The 16,606-nt window shown below is 46.2% G+C and carries 18 protein-coding genes; 13 read left to right on the top strand and 5 right to left on the bottom strand.

Translation table 11 applies throughout. The annotated features are described in order from the left end of the window. Nucleotides 1–25: 25 nt before the first annotated feature. Both KF839_RS04365 and KF839_RS04360 read right to left on the bottom strand, forming a co-directional pair. A complete protein-coding gene (locus KF839_RS04365) occupies nucleotides 26–616 on the bottom strand; it encodes a lytic transglycosylase domain-containing protein (RefSeq protein WP_292916617.1) in 591 nt (196 codons plus the stop codon). After that, nucleotides 604–2,313 (bottom strand): proline--tRNA ligase, encoded by a 1,710-nt coding sequence (locus tag KF839_RS04360; protein WP_292916616.1) that lies wholly within the window; start codon nucleotides 2,311–2,313, stop codon nucleotides 604–606. Before KF839_RS04360 ends, KF839_RS04365 begins: the two co-directional genes overlap by 13 nt. 205 nt (nucleotides 2,314–2,518) lie before the next feature. On the opposite strand from KF839_RS04360, the gene KF839_RS04355 reads away from it, so the two are divergent. From KF839_RS04355 to KF839_RS04310, 10 genes are all read left to right on the top strand, one after another. After that, nucleotides 2,519–3,079, top strand: a complete 561-nt coding sequence (locus tag KF839_RS04355) for an RNA pyrophosphohydrolase (RefSeq protein ID WP_292916615.1) — start codon at nucleotides 2,519–2,521, stop codon at nucleotides 3,077–3,079. Nucleotides 3,080–3,242: 163 nt separating this feature from the next. Continuing rightward, the gene (locus KF839_RS04350) at nucleotides 3,243–4,235 is read left to right on the top strand and encodes a cytochrome-c peroxidase (RefSeq protein WP_292916614.1); all 993 of its coding nucleotides are present in this window, start codon (nucleotides 3,243–3,245) and stop codon (nucleotides 4,233–4,235) included. A gap of 241 nt (nucleotides 4,236–4,476) precedes the next feature. Beyond that, on the top strand, nucleotides 4,477–4,722 hold the full coding sequence (gene hfq, locus KF839_RS04345) for an RNA chaperone Hfq (protein ID WP_292916613.1): 246 nt from the start codon (nucleotides 4,477–4,479) through the stop codon (nucleotides 4,720–4,722). Nucleotides 4,723–4,739: 17 nt separating this feature from the next. Further along, nucleotides 4,740–5,921, top strand: a complete 1,182-nt coding sequence (gene hflX, locus KF839_RS04340; protein WP_292916612.1) for a GTPase HflX — start codon at nucleotides 4,740–4,742, stop codon at nucleotides 5,919–5,921. Between the two features lie 21 nt (nucleotides 5,922–5,942). Then, nucleotides 5,943–7,133, top strand: a complete 1,191-nt coding sequence (hflK, locus tag KF839_RS04335; protein ID WP_292916611.1) for an FtsH protease activity modulator HflK — start codon at nucleotides 5,943–5,945, stop codon at nucleotides 7,131–7,133. After that, nucleotides 7,134–8,009, top strand: coding sequence for a protease modulator HflC (hflC, locus tag KF839_RS04330; RefSeq protein ID WP_292916610.1), 876 nt, complete (start codon nucleotides 7,134–7,136; stop codon nucleotides 8,007–8,009). It abuts the gene before it with no gap. A 253-nt stretch (nucleotides 8,010–8,262) separates the two neighbouring features. Then, nucleotides 8,263–8,448, top strand: a complete 186-nt coding sequence (locus KF839_RS04325) for a DUF2065 domain-containing protein (protein ID WP_292916609.1) — start codon at nucleotides 8,263–8,265, stop codon at nucleotides 8,446–8,448. Nucleotides 8,449–8,493: 45 nt separating this feature from the next. Next, nucleotides 8,494–9,645 carry an ATP phosphoribosyltransferase regulatory subunit gene (locus tag KF839_RS04320; protein WP_292916608.1) on the top strand — a complete coding sequence of 384 codons (1,152 nt, stop codon included), beginning with the start codon at nucleotides 8,494–8,496 and terminating at the stop codon, nucleotides 9,643–9,645. 33 nt (nucleotides 9,646–9,678) lie between these two features. Further along, a complete protein-coding gene (locus KF839_RS04315) occupies nucleotides 9,679–10,974 on the top strand; it encodes an adenylosuccinate synthase (RefSeq protein ID WP_292916607.1) in 1,296 nt (431 codons plus the stop codon). Between the two features lie 36 nt (nucleotides 10,975–11,010). Beyond that, complete coding sequence (locus KF839_RS04310; RefSeq protein ID WP_292916606.1) at nucleotides 11,011–11,442, top strand: GNAT family N-acetyltransferase; 432 nt, start codon at nucleotides 11,011–11,013, stop codon at nucleotides 11,440–11,442. A 10-nt stretch (nucleotides 11,443–11,452) separates the two neighbouring features. Here the strand turns inward: KF839_RS04310 and KF839_RS04305 are convergent, their stop codons facing one another. Next, nucleotides 11,453–11,824, bottom strand: a complete 372-nt coding sequence (locus tag KF839_RS04305; RefSeq protein WP_292916605.1) for a BAR domain-containing protein — start codon at nucleotides 11,822–11,824, stop codon at nucleotides 11,453–11,455. 121 nt (nucleotides 11,825–11,945) lie between these two features. Between KF839_RS04305 and KF839_RS04300 the strand changes: the two genes are divergently transcribed. Further along, nucleotides 11,946–12,320 (top strand): hypothetical protein, encoded by a 375-nt coding sequence (locus tag KF839_RS04300; protein ID WP_292916604.1) that lies wholly within the window; start codon nucleotides 11,946–11,948, stop codon nucleotides 12,318–12,320. Nucleotides 12,321–12,351: 31 nt separating this feature from the next. Here KF839_RS04300 and KF839_RS04295 read toward each other — a convergent pair whose 3' ends face one another. After that, nucleotides 12,352–13,899: a M10 family metallopeptidase gene (locus KF839_RS04295; RefSeq protein WP_292916603.1), complete on the bottom strand. Its 1,548-nt coding sequence runs from the start codon at nucleotides 13,897–13,899 to the stop codon at nucleotides 12,352–12,354. A 346-nt stretch (nucleotides 13,900–14,245) separates the two neighbouring features. Here KF839_RS04295 and KF839_RS04290 point away from each other — a divergent pair, with 346 nt between their 5' ends. Together KF839_RS04290 and KF839_RS04285 are read left to right on the top strand one after the other, a co-directional pair. Next, nucleotides 14,246–15,442, top strand: coding sequence for a cytochrome C (locus KF839_RS04290; protein ID WP_292916602.1), 1,197 nt, complete (start codon nucleotides 14,246–14,248; stop codon nucleotides 15,440–15,442). Between the two features lie 15 nt (nucleotides 15,443–15,457). Then, a complete protein-coding gene (locus KF839_RS04285) occupies nucleotides 15,458–15,601 on the top strand; it encodes a hypothetical protein (protein WP_292916601.1) in 144 nt (47 codons plus the stop codon). 102 nt (nucleotides 15,602–15,703) lie between these two features. Here KF839_RS04285 and phoB read toward each other — a convergent pair whose 3' ends face one another. Then, nucleotides 15,704–16,432, bottom strand: a complete 729-nt coding sequence (gene phoB, locus KF839_RS04280) for a phosphate regulon transcriptional regulator PhoB (protein ID WP_292916600.1) — start codon at nucleotides 16,430–16,432, stop codon at nucleotides 15,704–15,706. Nucleotides 16,433–16,606: the final 174 nt, after the last annotated feature.

Genomic DNA, 16,606 nt, shown 5'->3' with positions numbered 1-16,606 from the left:
ATTAATCTTACAAAAGCCGTGTGCATCAAGATGACGTGTAGCGCCATGTGGTTTGCCATTTATTAAAGACTGATTGTGGATATGAAGCGGCGCCCAGGCTGCCGTTGTATCTCCCAAGCGCCCGGAAATAATCGCCTTTTTCTTTATCCAAGTAGTGACGCAAGATAGTGCAACCATACCGTAAATTAAGACGTAGATGAAATAAATTGTGGTTCTGGTGTCCGATAACACCAACCCAAAAAGGCATTATTTGCATATAACCGCGAGCGCCAGCATGGGAAACGGCGTATTTCTTAAAACCGCTTTCAACTTGAATGACACTCAGAACGAGCTGAGGATCTAATCCTGCGCGTGTCGCTTCGTAGAATACAGTTCTTAAAAAAGCTTCACGTTCGAGTAAATCCGGTATGTATTTTTCCAAGCGGCGGCTCATGTTGACAAGCCAGGTGACATTGTCAGCCACAGCTGCATACTCCGTGTAAGAAGCTGCCTGGTCGCTTGTTTCGTGAAGGATAATGGCCTGGGTATTGGTGGCCAGCTGCTCATAATGCGGGTTATTAGCGGCTGTAATTCCGGGAAATAATAAGGTGGTGATGGTTAATATTAATTTTTGCATAGCCTGGCTGTGATAAATGAAAGGATATGATCAAAGGGTACTGCTTGTGAAGCTTGATCGCTACGGCCTTGATATTCAACGGTTGATTCCTTAAGTCCGCGTTCGCCTATGACGATTCGATGAGGAATACCCATTAATTCGGCATCCGCAAACATTACTCCTGGACGCTCGTTTCGATCATCAAGAAGAACTTCGATGTGTGCATTGATGAACTGTTTGTATAGTTTTTCCACGATTTCCTGGATTTGAGCGTTTTTATGTAAACCAATTGGGATGATTACGAGCTGAAAAGGGGCCATGGCCGATGGAAAAATAATACCATGGTCATCATGATTCTGCTCAATGGCGGCTGCGACAATGCGCGATACACCGATACCATAGCAGCCCATTTCCATATTTCTGGTGTGCCCGGACTCGTCCAGGTAAGTGGCTTTCATAATCTCAGAGTACTTTGTCCGTAATTGGAAAATATGTCCCACTTCAATTCCGCGGCAGATTTCTAATGGACCTTTGCCATCAGGTGAAGTATCGCCCGGCACGACATTTCTGATGTCAAATACATGCTTGGGTATACTAAGATCGCGATCAAAATTGACATTCATGAAGTGAAAACCTTCCTTGTTTGCGCCGATGACAAAATTGCTCATATTGATAACCGCTTGATCGGCGATAATACAAGCGTCTAAACCAATGGGGCCGATATAGCCGGGTATTGTCCCAGTAACTTGCAGGATATCTTGTTCACTGGCCATCTGAAACCCGGATAAAAAAGGTATTTTCCTTACTTTTAATTCATTCAGCTGATGATCGCCGCGAAGCAATAATAAATAAATTTGATCGTTTGCTTTTACAGCGAGCGTTTTGATGGTTTTTTCTAACGGGATTTTAAGAAACTCTGCAACTTCCGGGCAAGATTTCTTACCGGGCGTTGCAATTTTTTTCATTTCTCCTGTCGGCTCATCCCGCTTTGTGTGAGACAGTAATGGACTTGCTAATTCAATATTGGCAGCATAATCAGAATTTGGGCAAAACGCGATCGCATCTTCGCCGGAATCCGCTAGCACATGAAATTCATGCGAGCCGCTGCCGCCAATGGCACCGGTATCAGCTGCTACAGCCCGAAACTTTAGACCGAGGCGCGTAAAAATACGACTGTAAGTTTCGTACATATTCTGATAAGTTTGCATCAGACTCTCTTCGTCGGCATGGAAGGAGTAAGCGTCTTTCATGACAAATTCCCGGGCACGCATGACTCCGAAACGAGGCCGGATTTCATCGCGGAACTTTGTTTGTATCTGATAGAAATTGAGAGGTAGCTGGCGATAGCTTTTGATTTCCCTTCGCGCGATATCGGTAATGATTTCCTCATGAGTGGGGCCGAAACAAAAATCGTGTTCGTGCCGATCTTTGATTTTGAGCATTTGCGGTCCGAAAACATCCCATCGACCGCTTTCTTGCCATAATTCAGCGGGCTGTATCGCCGGCATCAATACTTCTATGGCACCACTCCGATTCATTTCATCACGGATAATGTTCTCTATTTTTCTTAAGACTCTAAGACCCAAAGGCATCCAGGTGTAGAGTCCACTACCTAACCGGCGGATAAGTCCGGCACGCAGCATAAGTTGATGGCTAATTAACTCAGCTTCTGCAGGGGCTTCTTTCAAAGTTGAAATAAAAAATTGCGAGACGCGCATGAGCGATTCCATATTATAATAAAATAACAGTAATTTTACCTTGAAACGCGTGGGAAAGTGCGTACGGAACGATATATTGCGGGTACGCCGATCAATTTGATAGAAAGAAATAGGGCGATATGCGGCTTTCTGTTTCAAGGCACTTTTAATCTATAATAAAGTATGAAAAAATCCACTCATTTAATGGATCAAATGAATAATTCAAATGATCGATCGTAATGGATATCGTCCCAATGTCGGTATTATTCTCCTGAATTCTAAGAATGAAGTTTTCTGGGGTAAACGAATACGACAAAATTCTTGGCAATTTCCCCAAGGCGGCATTAAATCAGGCGAAAGCCCTGAACAGGCCATGTATAGGGAGCTAAGTGAAGAGATAGGATTGCGTCCGAATCACGTTGAAATTATTGGACGCACCCGCGATTGGTTGCGATACGAAGTTCCTGATCGTTGGATCAGGCGTGAATGGCGTGGAAACTACAAAGGGCAAAAGCAAATTTGGTATCTCCTGCGCTTGATCGGGCGCGATAGCGATGTTTCCCTGCGCCGAAGCGCACATCCGGAGTTTGATGCATGGCGCTGGAATCAATATTGGGTTGAATTGGATACGGTTGTTGAATTTAAACGCAAGGTTTATAAGCAAGCTTTGACAGAATTATCACGTTTGTTAAAAACTGATCCTTGTCAAAGCATTAGCAACGACACTAGTAATTTAACCAGGCAAGCAAAGAAAATACTTACAGATCGGTTGGGAATTAATGAATAATGGATTTGTTGAGGATTTTCAAAGATGCATTTATAGTTGACGGTTACTGATGTAAGTTCTTCATATTTTCTTGCAAGATCCCCATTCCGGGTGTTTTTATTAGGCGTAATCGGCTGCGCCATTACAGCCGTTTTTTTATTTTTTTAAGGTAGGGAGAATACCGATGAAGACACGTATACTGGTTGCGTCATTGATAACGATTGGCGCTCTTGTTACTTCAATGCATGCTTCAGCCAACGAACCTATTCAACCCATTAAAGCTGCCAAAGTAACAAATGCGGATTTGGTTGAACTGGGCAAAATGTTATTTTTTGATCCGCGGCTATCAAAATCTGGTTTTATCTCATGCAATTCTTGCCACAATCTCAGTATGGGCGGAACGGATAATATCCCAACCTCTATTGGTCATGCATGGCAACAAGGACCAATTAATGCACCGACTGTACTAAATGCAAGCATGAATTTAGCGCAATTCTGGGATGGACGCGCTAAGGATTTAAAAGAACAAGCCGGGGGGCCGATTGCGAATCCGGGTGAAATGGCATCCACCCACAAGGTGACGGTGGAGATATTACAATCAATCCCGCAATATCGTGAGCATTTTGCAAAAGCTTTTGGTTCGGATCAAGTTGATATCGATCGGGTGACGACTGCAATCGCAGCTTTTGAAGAAACCTTGGTGACACCTGGATCGCGATTTGACAAATGGCTGGAAGGCGACAAGAAAGCACTGAGTGCTCAGGAACTGGAAGGCTATGAGTTATTCAAGAGCAGCGGCTGCGCCGGATGCCATAATGGCCCGGCGGTTGGCGGTGCGCTTTATCAAAAATTTGGCGTGCATCATCCCTATAAAACTAAAAGCAAAGTGGAAGGAAGAAAAGCCGTTACCGGGAAAGATACCGATTTGAATGTCTTTAAAGTTCCGACATTACGGAATATAGAATTGACCTATCCCTACTTTCACGATGGCGCGGCAACCACATTGGAGGATGCCGTTAAGATTATGGGCAAAGTACAATTGGATCGTGATTTCAATAAGAAAGAAATAGATAGCATTGTAGCTTTCTTGAAAACGTTAACAGGTGAGCAACCGGATATCAAAATGCCGATATTACCGCCTTCAAATAACAATACTCCAAGACCGGCGCCATTTTAAATTCGAGCACTCACAGATAAGTATTTGTTAAGAGTCAAAGTTAATAAGCATCCAGGTTTAAACCCTTATCCTGGGTGCTTATTTCCTAAAAGCAGCGCCGATAAGATCAATGAATGCGATTTAATAGTTGGCGGGCTATGACGGAATTTGCAGATATGAGTATAATCTGGTGTAGATTTACATCCGAAAATGAAGTAGAGTCACTCATCCTATAACCAATAATTAGAAGAGGGAGTTACCAATGGGTAACAAGGGACAGTTACTACAAGATCCATTTCTCAATGTTTTACGGAAAGAACATATTCCGGTATCGATCTATTTAGTGAATGGTATTAAATTACAAGGACAAATTGATTCATTTGATCAATATGTGGTGCTGTTAAAAAACTCAGTTACACAGATGGTATACAAACATGCGATTTCAACGGTAGTACCTGCAAGAGCCGTTTCAATTCCCATTGAAACAATGGAGACGCGCGATACTTGATGTTGCCTGAGTCGGGTATGAATCAATCGATAGCTGCTAGTGCGGCTATACTTGTAGGAATCGATTTTGGAAAAAATGCTACCCATAAAGAGAGTTTGCAGGAGCTTCAGCAGCTAGCGATCAGTGATCAGCTCCAAGTCGTGGCGATAGTGGAAGGTAAACGAACTCGTCCCGACCCGACAACTTTTATCGGAAGCGGGAAAGTTGATGAGATTGCGCGGCATCTGTTACAGACAAGAGCCGCGTTAATAATCTTTAATCATGATTTATCACCCGCGCAGCAACGCAATTTGTCTGTGCGATTAAATTGCAATGTCATTGATCGCACGAGCTTAATTTTGGATATTTTTTCCCAGCGCGCGAAGAGTCACGAAGGTAAGCTGCAAGTTGAACTGGCGCAGTTGGAACATCTGGCGACTCGCCTTGTGCGAGGCTGGACTCACTTGGAAAGGCAGAAGGGGGGTATCGGTCTACGCGGTCCGGGCGAAACCCAGCTGGAAACGGACCGGCGGTTACTTAAAAAACGTGTAAAGCTGCTTAAGGAAAAACTTGCGGATTTACAACGCCAGGGGAGTGTTCAAAGACGATCAAGGCAACGTTCCAAAGTGCTTACAGTATCTATTGTCGGGTATACAAATACTGGAAAATCAACATTGTTTAATCGATTAACGCATGCGCAGTCGTATGCGGCCGATCAGCTTTTTGCTACGCTTGATACCACAACCCGGAAATTGTTTTTATCTGAAGGTGATTCAGTCGTGGTTTCAGATACTGTCGGGTTTATTCGCGAATTGCCACATACACTCGTGGCAGCATTTCGTGCGACGTTGGAAGAAACGGTACAGGCCGATATTCTGCTTCATGTGATCGATGCCGGCAGCCCCAACAGAGATGAGCAGATTGAGGAAGTGAATAAGATATTGAAAGAAATCGGAGCGGATACGATTCCGCAGATTTTGATTTTTAACAAAATTGATTGCGTTGATGAGGCGAATCGCGGGAAAAGTTTCGTGCGTGATGAATATGGTAGAATATCGCGCATTCGTTTAAGCGCAAAAACAGGCGATGGTATTGAGTTTGTAAGGCAAGCACTATTAGAAGCAATCGTAGAAAACTCCAAGAAATTAAATGAAAAAGCGGTAAACAGTAAGATTATGAATGAGCTTGGAGGTTGTGCTAAGGTACGAGAACTTTTTTGAACGAACAAAATAGGAAAGATTATGGGATTAAATGATCCTCAATGGGGAAAAAATAAAGGTGATTCTGGACCACCGGATTTGGATGATGTGCTGCGTAATGTCAATAAGAAAATAAATAATATTTTTGGACAGAAAAAAGGTGGCGGCAATGGGGGCGGTGATGAAGGAGGTCCACGATCACAAGGTCCTAGCCCGAACAGCGGTAGCAGTATCGCTCTAATTCTCGGCCTATTGGTTGTGGTATGGCTAGCCAGTGGATTCTACATCGTAGACGAAGGTCACAGAGGCGTGGTATTGCGATTTGGGCAGTATGTGGATACGACCCCTGCCGGTTTGCGTTGGCATATGCCTTATCCGGTTGAGAAAGTGGAAATTGTCAATGTCAGTCAGGTGCGGACAGTCGAAATTGGTTATCGCAATAATGTAAGGAGTAAAGTATTGCGCGAATCGTTGATGTTGACCGATGATGAAAATATCATCGATATTCAATTCGCGGTTCAATACATTTTGAATAATCCCGAGAATTTCCTCTTTAAGAACAGGAATCCTGACGAAGCAGTGCTCCAAGCGGCTGAAACGGCAATCCGGCAGGTGATTGGTAAAAGCAAAATGGACTATGTTTTGTATGAAGGTCGTGAGCAAGTGGCGGCCAACGCAACGCAATTAATGCAAAAAATTTTGGATCGTTACGAAATCGGTATCTCAATTAGCAGAGTAACGATGCAAAATGCACAGCCGCCGGAACAAGTTCAAGCAGCGTTCGATGATGCGGTGAAGGCGGGGCAGGATAGAGAACGCCAGAAAAATGAAGGTCAAGCGTATGCGAATGACGTCATTCCGAGAGCGGTCGGTAATGCGGCGCGGTTGATTCAAGAATCCGAAGGTTATAAGCAACGTGTCATTGTAAGTGCCGAGGGTGATGCCAGCCGCTTTGAACAGATTCTCACGGAGTACAGTAAAGCACCCAAAGTGACACGAGAGCGGTTATATCTGGATATGATGCAACAAGTGCTTGCAAATACCAGTAAGATCGTTGTGGATCAGAAGAATGGTAATAATTTGTTATACCTGCCATTGGATAAATTGATCAATATGAGTGGTTCCTCGCCAGTGTCACCGGTGACTGTGCAACCAATGATACAGGAAGCGGCGCCCGACAATAGCTTACGCGCACGCGAGTCGTTTCGTAGCCGCGAACGGGAGATGAGATAGATGAAAAGCATAACATCCGTATTAACAGGCATTCTTATTGCGGTTTTCTTTTTAGGCAGCTCGGCGATTTATATTGTCGACGAACGGCAACAAGCCATTCTGTTTCAATTAGGGGAAGTAATCGATGTAAAAACCGAGCCTGGTTTGTATTTTAAAATCCCGATCGCCCAAAACGTACGGTATTTCGAGAAACGCATTCTCACGATGGATACTGAAGAACCCGAACGTTTTATTACCTCCGAGAAGAAAAACGTACTGGTGGATCTTTTTGTAAAATGGCGTATTGTCGACGTTAAGCAATACTATATCAGCGTGCGTGGTGACGAAGGATTGGCGCAAACGCGGTTGTCACAGACAATCAATGCAAGTTTGCGGGACGAATTCGGTAACCGTACCGTGCATGATGTGGTATCCGGCGAGCGTGACATCATTATGGAAATCATGCGACAGAAAGCCGATAACGACGCCCGTTCAATCGGTGTGGAAGTTGTGGATGTGCGCCTGAAACGCGTTGATTTGCCGCAAGAGGTTAGCGAGTCGGTATTCAGGCGTATGGAAGCGGAACGTAAACGTGTAGCAAACGAACTGCGTTCAACCGGTGCTGCTGAATCAGAGAAAATCCGTGCAGATGCTGACAAGCAGCGCGAAATTATTCTGGCGGAAGCTTATCGTGAAGCACAGAAAACCATGGGTGACGGCGATGGTCAAGCGGCCGCAACCTATGCCGCAGCATTTCAGAAAGATCCGGAATTCTATGCTTTTTGGCGCAGTATCGATGCCTATAAGCAATCGTTTAAGAACAAGAGTGATATGATGGTTCTGGAGCCGACTTCCGAGTTTTTTAAATATTTAAAGAATCCCTCGATCAGTAAATAACAAGCCGATAGCGATGATGATAGAGAGCGAATTGAGTAATATCGTGGTTTTTGCTAATGACAAGCAAATCGAGTCTGAACTTAGCATGATGATTACTTAATAAGTTTCTTGTTTGTTGTTTCTATTGGTTATGAAGAGGTTCTGGAAATCGCTGTTTTGTACATACTCGATTTACAACAGAACCTCTTAATTTTTGTGCTCCCTCACTGAAGTCAGCGTGAATGCGTTAATAGCGCAGAGGTTATCGTAATATATGTGGGAAAATTTTCTGAATGCGATCGCATTGATGTTAATCATTGAAGGAATGCTGCCTTTTTTGTCGCCGCAAGCGTGGCGGGAAGCGTTCAAAAGGCTAATCGAAACCAATGATAATCAGATACGCTTTATCGGTTTGACATCCATGATGGTCGGTGTAATGTTGCTTCTTATCTTCAGTTGAGTTGTTTTTCAAATTTCTTCATTGATGGTTATCAATCCTTAATTTATGCGTAATTGGTTACTTCCGGAATATGTCGAAGACATATTACCCGTGGAAACTTTACAGATCGAAAATATGCGCCGGCAAATTATTGATTTGCTAATGGTGCATGGTTACCAGCAAGTGATTCCGCCGTTGCTGGAATATGTCGAATCCTTATTGACCGGTAGTGGCAGCGATATGGATTTACGCATGTTCAAAGTAATCGACCAGCTGAGCGGTCGGATGATGGGATTACGTGCTGACATGACACCGCAAGTCGCCCGGATGGATGCGCATTTATTGAACTGCGAAGGCGTCACTCGATTATGTTATGTCAATAGCGTATTGCATACGATTTCATCCGGCATTACTCAAACGCGTGAGCCGCTGCAAATTGGCGCGGAATTGTACGGCCATGCCGGCCTCGAAAGTGACTTGGAGGTGCAACGGCTGATGTTGCAATGTTTGTCGGTTTCGAATGTCACTCAAATTCACCTGGATCTCGGGCATGTCGCCGTATTTCGTGGCATCATCAAAGGCGCAGGTATTTCGCAAGAGCTTGAAACCGAGCTGTATGCTGTTCTGCAGGCAAAAGATATATCGACTTTGAATGAATTGTGCACGCAGCTGCCAGCGTGCACACGTGAAGCATTGTTGTTGTTGCCTGAGTTGTATGGGGACGGGAAAGTATTAGCGGATGCTTTCAATCGCCTGCCGGATTATCCCGAAGTCAAATCCGCGCTCAATGAATTGTCGACTGTCGCCGCAGAACTGAGCTCCTTTGTGGATACGATTGCGTTCGATTTGGCGGATCTGCGCGGCTATCATTACCATACCGGGATGGTTTTCGCTGCGTATTCACAAGGCTGTTCAAATGCAATTGCTCTGGGGGGACGCTACGATGAAATCGGTAAGGCTTTTGGCCGGGCGCGTCCCGCGACTGGCTTTAGCATGGATCTCAGAGAATTGGCGAGATTGGTAAAGCCGGCAACCTATCCAAAAGCCATTCGAGCGCCTTATCAGTTGAAGAATCCGGAGCTTGAGAGCAAAATCGCGCAACTGCGGAAATCTGGAGAGATTGTCGTCGTGGAGTTGCCGGGACAACCGAATGAATCGCAGGCTTGCGATCGGCAGTTGATATGGCATGACGGGCAATGGATCGTTAAAGAATTATAATTGTTGGGAAACAGAATTTTTAGAGATGCAAATATGACAAAAAATGTTGTCGTTATCGGAACGCAGTGGGGGGATGAAGGAAAAGGCAAAATTGTCGACTGGTTGACCGATCATGCGCAAGGGGTGGTGCGTTTTCAAGGTGGACATAATGCCGGTCATACCTTGGTTATCGGCGATAAGAAAACCGTGTTGCACCTGATTCCTTCCGGTATCCTGCGTAACAATGTGGTGTGCTACATTGGTAATGGCGTAGTGATTTCACCGGGAGCGTTACTCAATGAAATCGACATGCTCGAGAGCAACGGCGTTGATGTCAGCGGCCGATTACGGATCAGCGAAGCGTGCCCATTGATTTTGCCGTGCCATATTGCGCTGGATAACGCCCGGGAGACTGCTCGAGGTATAGGGAAGATTGGCACGACTGGACGTGGCATCGGCCCGGCTTACGAAGATAAAGTCGCCCGGCGCGCGGTGCGGTTGCAGGATTTGTTTCATCGCGATCGTTTTGCTGCAAAACTGGGAGAAATTCTTGATTATCATAATTTCGTATTGAAGAATTACTTCCATGCACCAGTAATTGACTTTCAAAAAACAATGGATGAGGCACTGGTACAAGCGGAACGTATAAAACCGATGGTGGCCGATGTGCCGCGGCAGTTGTTTGAAGCGCATAAAGCCGGCAATAACCTGTTGTTTGAAGGCGCACAAGGCGCGTTGCTCGATGTCGATCACGGTACTTATCCTTTTGTGACTTCCAGTAATTGTGTGGCCGGCGCAGCCGGTCCCGGCAGCGGTGTCGGCCCGCAAATGTTGCATTATGTGCTGGGCATTACCAAAGCTTATACGACGCGCGTGGGATCGGGACCATTTCCAACCGAGTTGGTTGATGAAGTTGGTAAGCATCTGGCGACGCGCGGACATGAATTCGGTTCAACAACGGGTCGTCCGCGCCGCTGCGGCTGGTTCGATGCGGTGGCGCTGAAGCGTTCAATCCAAATCAACGGCGTGACCGGGTTGTGCATTACCAAACTGGATGTATTGGATGGTGTTGAAAGCCTTAACCTGGGAGTCGGTTACCAGCTCAGCGATGGCAATAAAAGCGATATTCTTCCATTCGGCGCGGAAGATCTTGATCGCTGCGAACCAATTTATGAAGAAATACCCGGCTGGTCGGAAAAAACCGCCGGTATCAGAGAATTTTCGCAATTGCCGAAAGCCGCGCAAAATTACCTGCGGCGTCTCGAGGAAGTCTGTGAAATCCCCATCGATATGATTTCCACCGGACCGGATCGGGACGACACGATTTTGTTGCGTCACCCGTTCAAATAACAGGTTCTGATCGGATCTGCCCGCCGGAAATTTATCATGCTTCCTGAGCACTCGGTACAAATAGTGCGCTGGCGGACGCAAGCCCCGGTATTGCGCGTTATTCGCACCGCTGTGTTCATTCAAGAGCAACAAGTTCCCGAAGAACTGGAATGGGACGAATTCGATGCAGTCAGTGTGCACGCGTTGGCGTTCGATATTGCCGGACAACCGGTGGGAGCTGCACGGTTGTTACCGGATGGACATATCGGCCGCATGGCGGTACTCAAGCAATGGCGCGGTAAAGGATTCGGTAGTGCGCTGCTGCGAGCACTCTTGCAAGAACTGCGGCAACGTCAGCAAAAGAAAGCCATGCTCAATGCGCAAACTTACGCTGTTGCATTTTATGAGAAATTCGGTTTTAAAGTCTGCAGCGGAGAATTTATGGAAGCCGGTATTCCCCACGTTCAAATGGAATTATTTCTAGAATAATACGGCGTGGTTACTGGACTTCGGTATTGCCCCATTCACTGGCTAAAGCATCTGTCGCTTGCTTCCATTGATTGGTTGCCTGCTGGGCCGCTGTTTTCGCTCGTTCTGACCGTATTTTTGCGGCTTCGGCTTCTTGCTCGGCTTCCGTCAGCTTTTGTTTTGCGGTAGCCAGTTTCCTTTGGGCGAATGCGGCGTCTTTTGCTAAATCATCGGCGGATCTCTTTGCATCCATCATTTTTTCATAGGCGATACTGGCATTTTTTTGCAACAGTTCGATGGAATCCGCTTGCGTCGACGATGTCCACGAAACCAGTAATATTATCAACAGGTAGTCAATACGGCGGAAATGGCTGTGGGGGAATAGTTTTAAATTATTGTTCATTGTCATCATAGCCTATGCGTTCAAAAACTTTGTCACGTTGCTTAACCGTATTGGAGTTAAGGTAAAATCAGTATAGCAAAAAGCGATTATTCAGTGTTCATCTAACTTATAGGAAAGAGAAATGTCGATGTCATTTTTTTTCAGAATCAGCGTCATCATCGGTTTTAGTGCCGGACTCAGTTTGCTTGCGACGCCGGTGCTGGCGAGTTGCGAAGGCTGCTTATGTCCGGGAGATCCCTGTAATTTGTGCCCGTTACCGGCGATGGAGAACGATCCGCCCAAATCGGACGAACCTGAAATATGCGCGCGCATCCGTGCACGCGTTCCACCCACTTCAGCGCAACCTGGCGCCAATGAATATTTTCCCAGTTTGGACCAGTCGATCGCGGTTTGCGTCAATGAAGGCGGCGATGTGATACGAAACCGGTTACGTAATAATCCGGAATTCCCATCGCGTTATTACTGCAAACCGCCCGCAGTGATAAAGAAGCAGTGAATACCGCATATAGATAGCGGTCAGTGAAGCATCAACCGACTTCAATATACGGTAATCCCGTTTGCACCAGCCCCGTCAAATTAATGTTTTCCGCATTAATAACGCTTTCCGCTGCCAGCACGGTTAATCCGCCGATTGAGAGGTCGCCGTCGTCCAGCATTTCAACGTAAGGTGATTTCTCGCTGTCGGTTGGAAGTTCGCCGAATAGGTTGTGCCACAACAATGTGACGATTTTGTCGTGATCGGTCAGCCGGGTGGCGTCGATGGCGAATTTTGCCAACTGCTCATAGCTCAATCCTTCGTCGGTTTTGCTTAAACCGATACCGACATAGCCGGTGTTGTTGACGAAAGTTGCCCCAAATACCGCACCGATCAGTTTGGCGACTTCTCCGGCGTTGCCGTCGAGGTCGAGCGCCAAGTGATAATCGTCAAATATTGCCCGCTCGATATTGACAAGCGTATCCTCGTTGCTTGGATCGGTATTCAGTTTGACGGTATAACCGCTGGTATTTTTGCTGAGTGTAGCTTGATTGTATTGCGTTTCGATTCTTACCGTGTCAATACCGGCGCCGCCGTCCAAACTGTTGCGGCTGCTGTTACCAACCAGAATGTCGTCACCTTGTCCGCCGATGGCATTCTCAATGGTAACTTTATCGGCAATCCATACATTCGGAATCGGTGAGCCAAGATTAACGCCGTTGGCTTGTACGTAGACCGCTTGACCGATGAGCGATGGATGCGTGGCGTTGAGATCGATCAGGCTCGGTATCGAACCGGTGTATTGAATTGTGTCGGAAGCGCCGCCGGCATCCCAGATCGTCTCATGATAGGTGTGAGCATCATCGTATACATACGTGTCATTGCCGGTATGGTAGTTATTGTTGGGACCGTAGAGATACTGAATGGCGGCGATATCCAGCACCATCGGCGTAGTCGGATGAAAGGAAAAACCATTGCCTTCGTCACCGTCCAGGTTGGCGTAGGTATAGCTCATGACAGTATGGATGGTGTTATCCAAATCCGGTGGCAGCGTAGCTTCCGAAGGATTATCAGGATCTGTAAACGGATGCTTCAAACCCAATGCGTGACCGAGTTCGTGCAGAATCGTTTCAAATGACAGACTGCCAGGATTCCATTCTTCCTTATTGAGTTCTCCTTTTGTGTTAATCCAGATATCGCCTCCCAGAGGACTGCCGCTCGGCAGGTAAGTCCAGGCCAGGACCAATGAATCCGCTTCGACCGTATACGCTGCACGGATATCGCCGACATTGCCGGGGGATTCACCGACTTGGGTAAAGTTCAGTTTGATGACATTCGCCCATTGCTGCAACGCATGGATGAAATTGCTCTGATCGGTACTGGATAGTGGAGAAAATGTGCTTCTCCACGGCTCACCATCGCCGGATACAGGGCCATAGCCGTTGGAATACGTAGACCAGAGCGAGGTGCTGTTGCTGGTTGGAAAGCTGAAAGAGATGGTGGAACTCAACCACAGCGAGCCGTTCAATAATGCGTCTATTGAGTTGATACCCGAAGGATTGCGATTGGTGGTGCTGCTTGAGAATAGAGGCGATGGCATAGTAAATCCTGATAATTGATCAAGAACTGACAGTCATACAGCGAATAATTATTAGTCTGTTGATAATTATTCCAATTTTTTATCCTGAAAGCTTCACAAATTATTTCCAATAATGCAATGAATAATTATTAATCTACTGATAATTATAAATTTTATTTGTTTAGGAAGCTTCACAAATTATCTTTAATAACCTCACAAGAAAATCATGTATTGAGGAGTAAAATGTTCAATCGCAGAAGTGTGTTTTATTTCAAGGAATTATCGTCTATATGATAGATCAGTCGCATGCACTCAATGTTCCGCGGGCTTCTGCCAAGATTCGTCTCTTTTCTATGAGGAAAACACCATGATAGTCAAAAACACAATGTTTTTGTTCTTTTCTTTAGTAACATTCATGTTGCTAAGCTCCAGTGCGCAAGCACTGCCAAGTTTTGCACGTCAAACCGGTTACGCCTGCAGTGCGTGCCATGTGCAATCGTTCGGACCCAATCTTACGTCGGTTGGCAGAAATTTTAAACTCAATGGCTATACTCAAACGGATGGTAAAAATAACAATCTTATTCCGTTGAGCGGCATGATTCGCGGTTCTTTTACGCATACCCAGGAAGGCCAGGATGGCGGTGCCGCGCCGCGCTTCGGTCGGAACGATAACGCGACGATTGATGAAGCGGCGGTGTTTTTGGCTGGCCGCTTGACATCCAAGATTGGCGCATTTGTCGAAGGAACCTACGATGGCGTTGAAAATATCGGCGTGCTCGATAATACCGAAATCCGCTTTGCCGATCATTTTGAAGTGGCGGGACAGAAAGTGGTATTCGGTTTGACTACGAATAATAACCCGACTGTCTCGGATTTATGGAATACCACGCCGACTTGGGGATTTCCGTGGAGTTCATCGCCGCTGGCACCTGCGCAATCAGCTGCAACATTGATCGAATCACTGGGCTCGCAAGTAATCGGCGCGACCTCGTATATGATGATTAACAACTTGCTTTATATCGAAGCGGGCGGTTATACCAGTCTGGCAAAAAATGCTCAGAAAGGCATTAGTGTCTTCGATCCGGAACAATCCCGCTTGAGCGGCGGAGCGCCATATTGGCGGGTTGCGTTGCAGAAAGACTGGAACGGGCATTACGGCGCGATCGGCACATTCGGTATGCACGGAGATGTCAATCCGCAACGGATAACGACCGCAGGAACCGATCGCTACGATGACATCGGTTTCGATATGACATACCAGTATCTGGGAAATCCGGTTCATATTTATGAATTTACTGCGACCTACTTGCGCGAGAACCGTAACATGAATGCCAGTTCCGCATTAGGGTTGGCGGATAGGATTAAAAGCAATCTCGACACTGTGCGCATCAGAGCCGGTTATACCTTCCAACAAACTTATGGTTTAAATCTCTTCTACAATCAAACGACGGGAACGGCTGACACGTTTATTTACGGCCTTGGTGATCCGATCAGCGGCAGCCGGACAGGTCGCCCTTTAAGTCAGGCATTCATCGCTGAAGCCAGCTTTACGCCATTTGGTTAATCCAATAATTCGGTAATGAATACCCTCGTCAATCTGCGGTTAGCGGTGCAATACGTGCATAATTTCAAATTTAACGGTAGTGTTCATAATTACGATGGATTTGGTCGTAACGCCGTCAATAATGATGCGGTGTATTTCAACGCATGGATGTCTTTCTAACCCATGCATCGTAAGCGGCATCCAAACATGGATGCCGCTGACCCGGATAAAACATGGCAGTTTTACGGAAGAATGTTACCGGTTATTGTTCCCTGGAGAATACTACTCGACCGCTTCTTCGGTTTGTTCAATGGAAAAGCGGTAGCCAGTGCCACGCACGGTTTGTACCAGATTCTCTTTTTCGACCTTCTCCAGAATCTTGCGTAACCGACGAATATGTACGTCGACCGTGCGATCTTCGATGAACACATGATCGCCCCAGACACGATCGAGCAATTGAGCGCGAGTGTGAACCCGTTCTTTATGCGCCATCAGGAAATGCAACAAACGGAATTCGGTGGGGCCGAGCGTGATCTCCGTGGCTTTGGAAGGATCGTCAGTTGCGATGACATGCACCCGGTGCGTCACCGGATCAAGTTTTAAACCGCCGATTTCGATGATTTCATCCGACATTTCCGGCAACCGCCGGCGCAACACCGCCTTAATGCGAGCAAGCAATTCCCGCGGCGAAAACGGTTTGGTGACATAGTCATCGGCACCGGCGTCCAATCCGGCGATTTTGTCGCTTTCTTGCACGCGTGCAGTAAGCATGATGATCGGGATTGTTTTGGTGCGTTCTTCGCGCCGTAGTTTCTTGGCGAATTCCAGTCCGCTCATATCCGGCAGCATCCAATCAAGCAAAACCAGATCCGGCAAAATATTATTGACCATTTTTCTGGCTTGTTCAGCATCGCTTGCGCAGAGCACGATATGCCCGGCTTTCTTGAGATTCAGTGCGATCAATTCCTGGATTGCAAGTTCGTCTTCAACAACGAGTATGGTGACAGTCATCCACGACTCCAAAATTACCACAGTTAAAAGATGCTGCAATCATATAAAGAATGCGTTACAAATTTATGACAATCAGGTGAAGGGAATATTATTTGTTACGAGTGATGCATGAATCTATGCTGCGATATTTTTTTGCAGCGCGATACAGATCGAATTCAATTCTATAACGCTATA

The organism is Nitrosomonas sp. (assembly GCF_019635155.1).
Taxonomy (GTDB): Bacteria; Pseudomonadota; Gammaproteobacteria; order Burkholderiales; family Nitrosomonadaceae; genus Nitrosomonas.
Note: the sequence above shows the minus strand (reverse complement) of the source record. Positions and strands in the feature narration are given on the sequence as shown.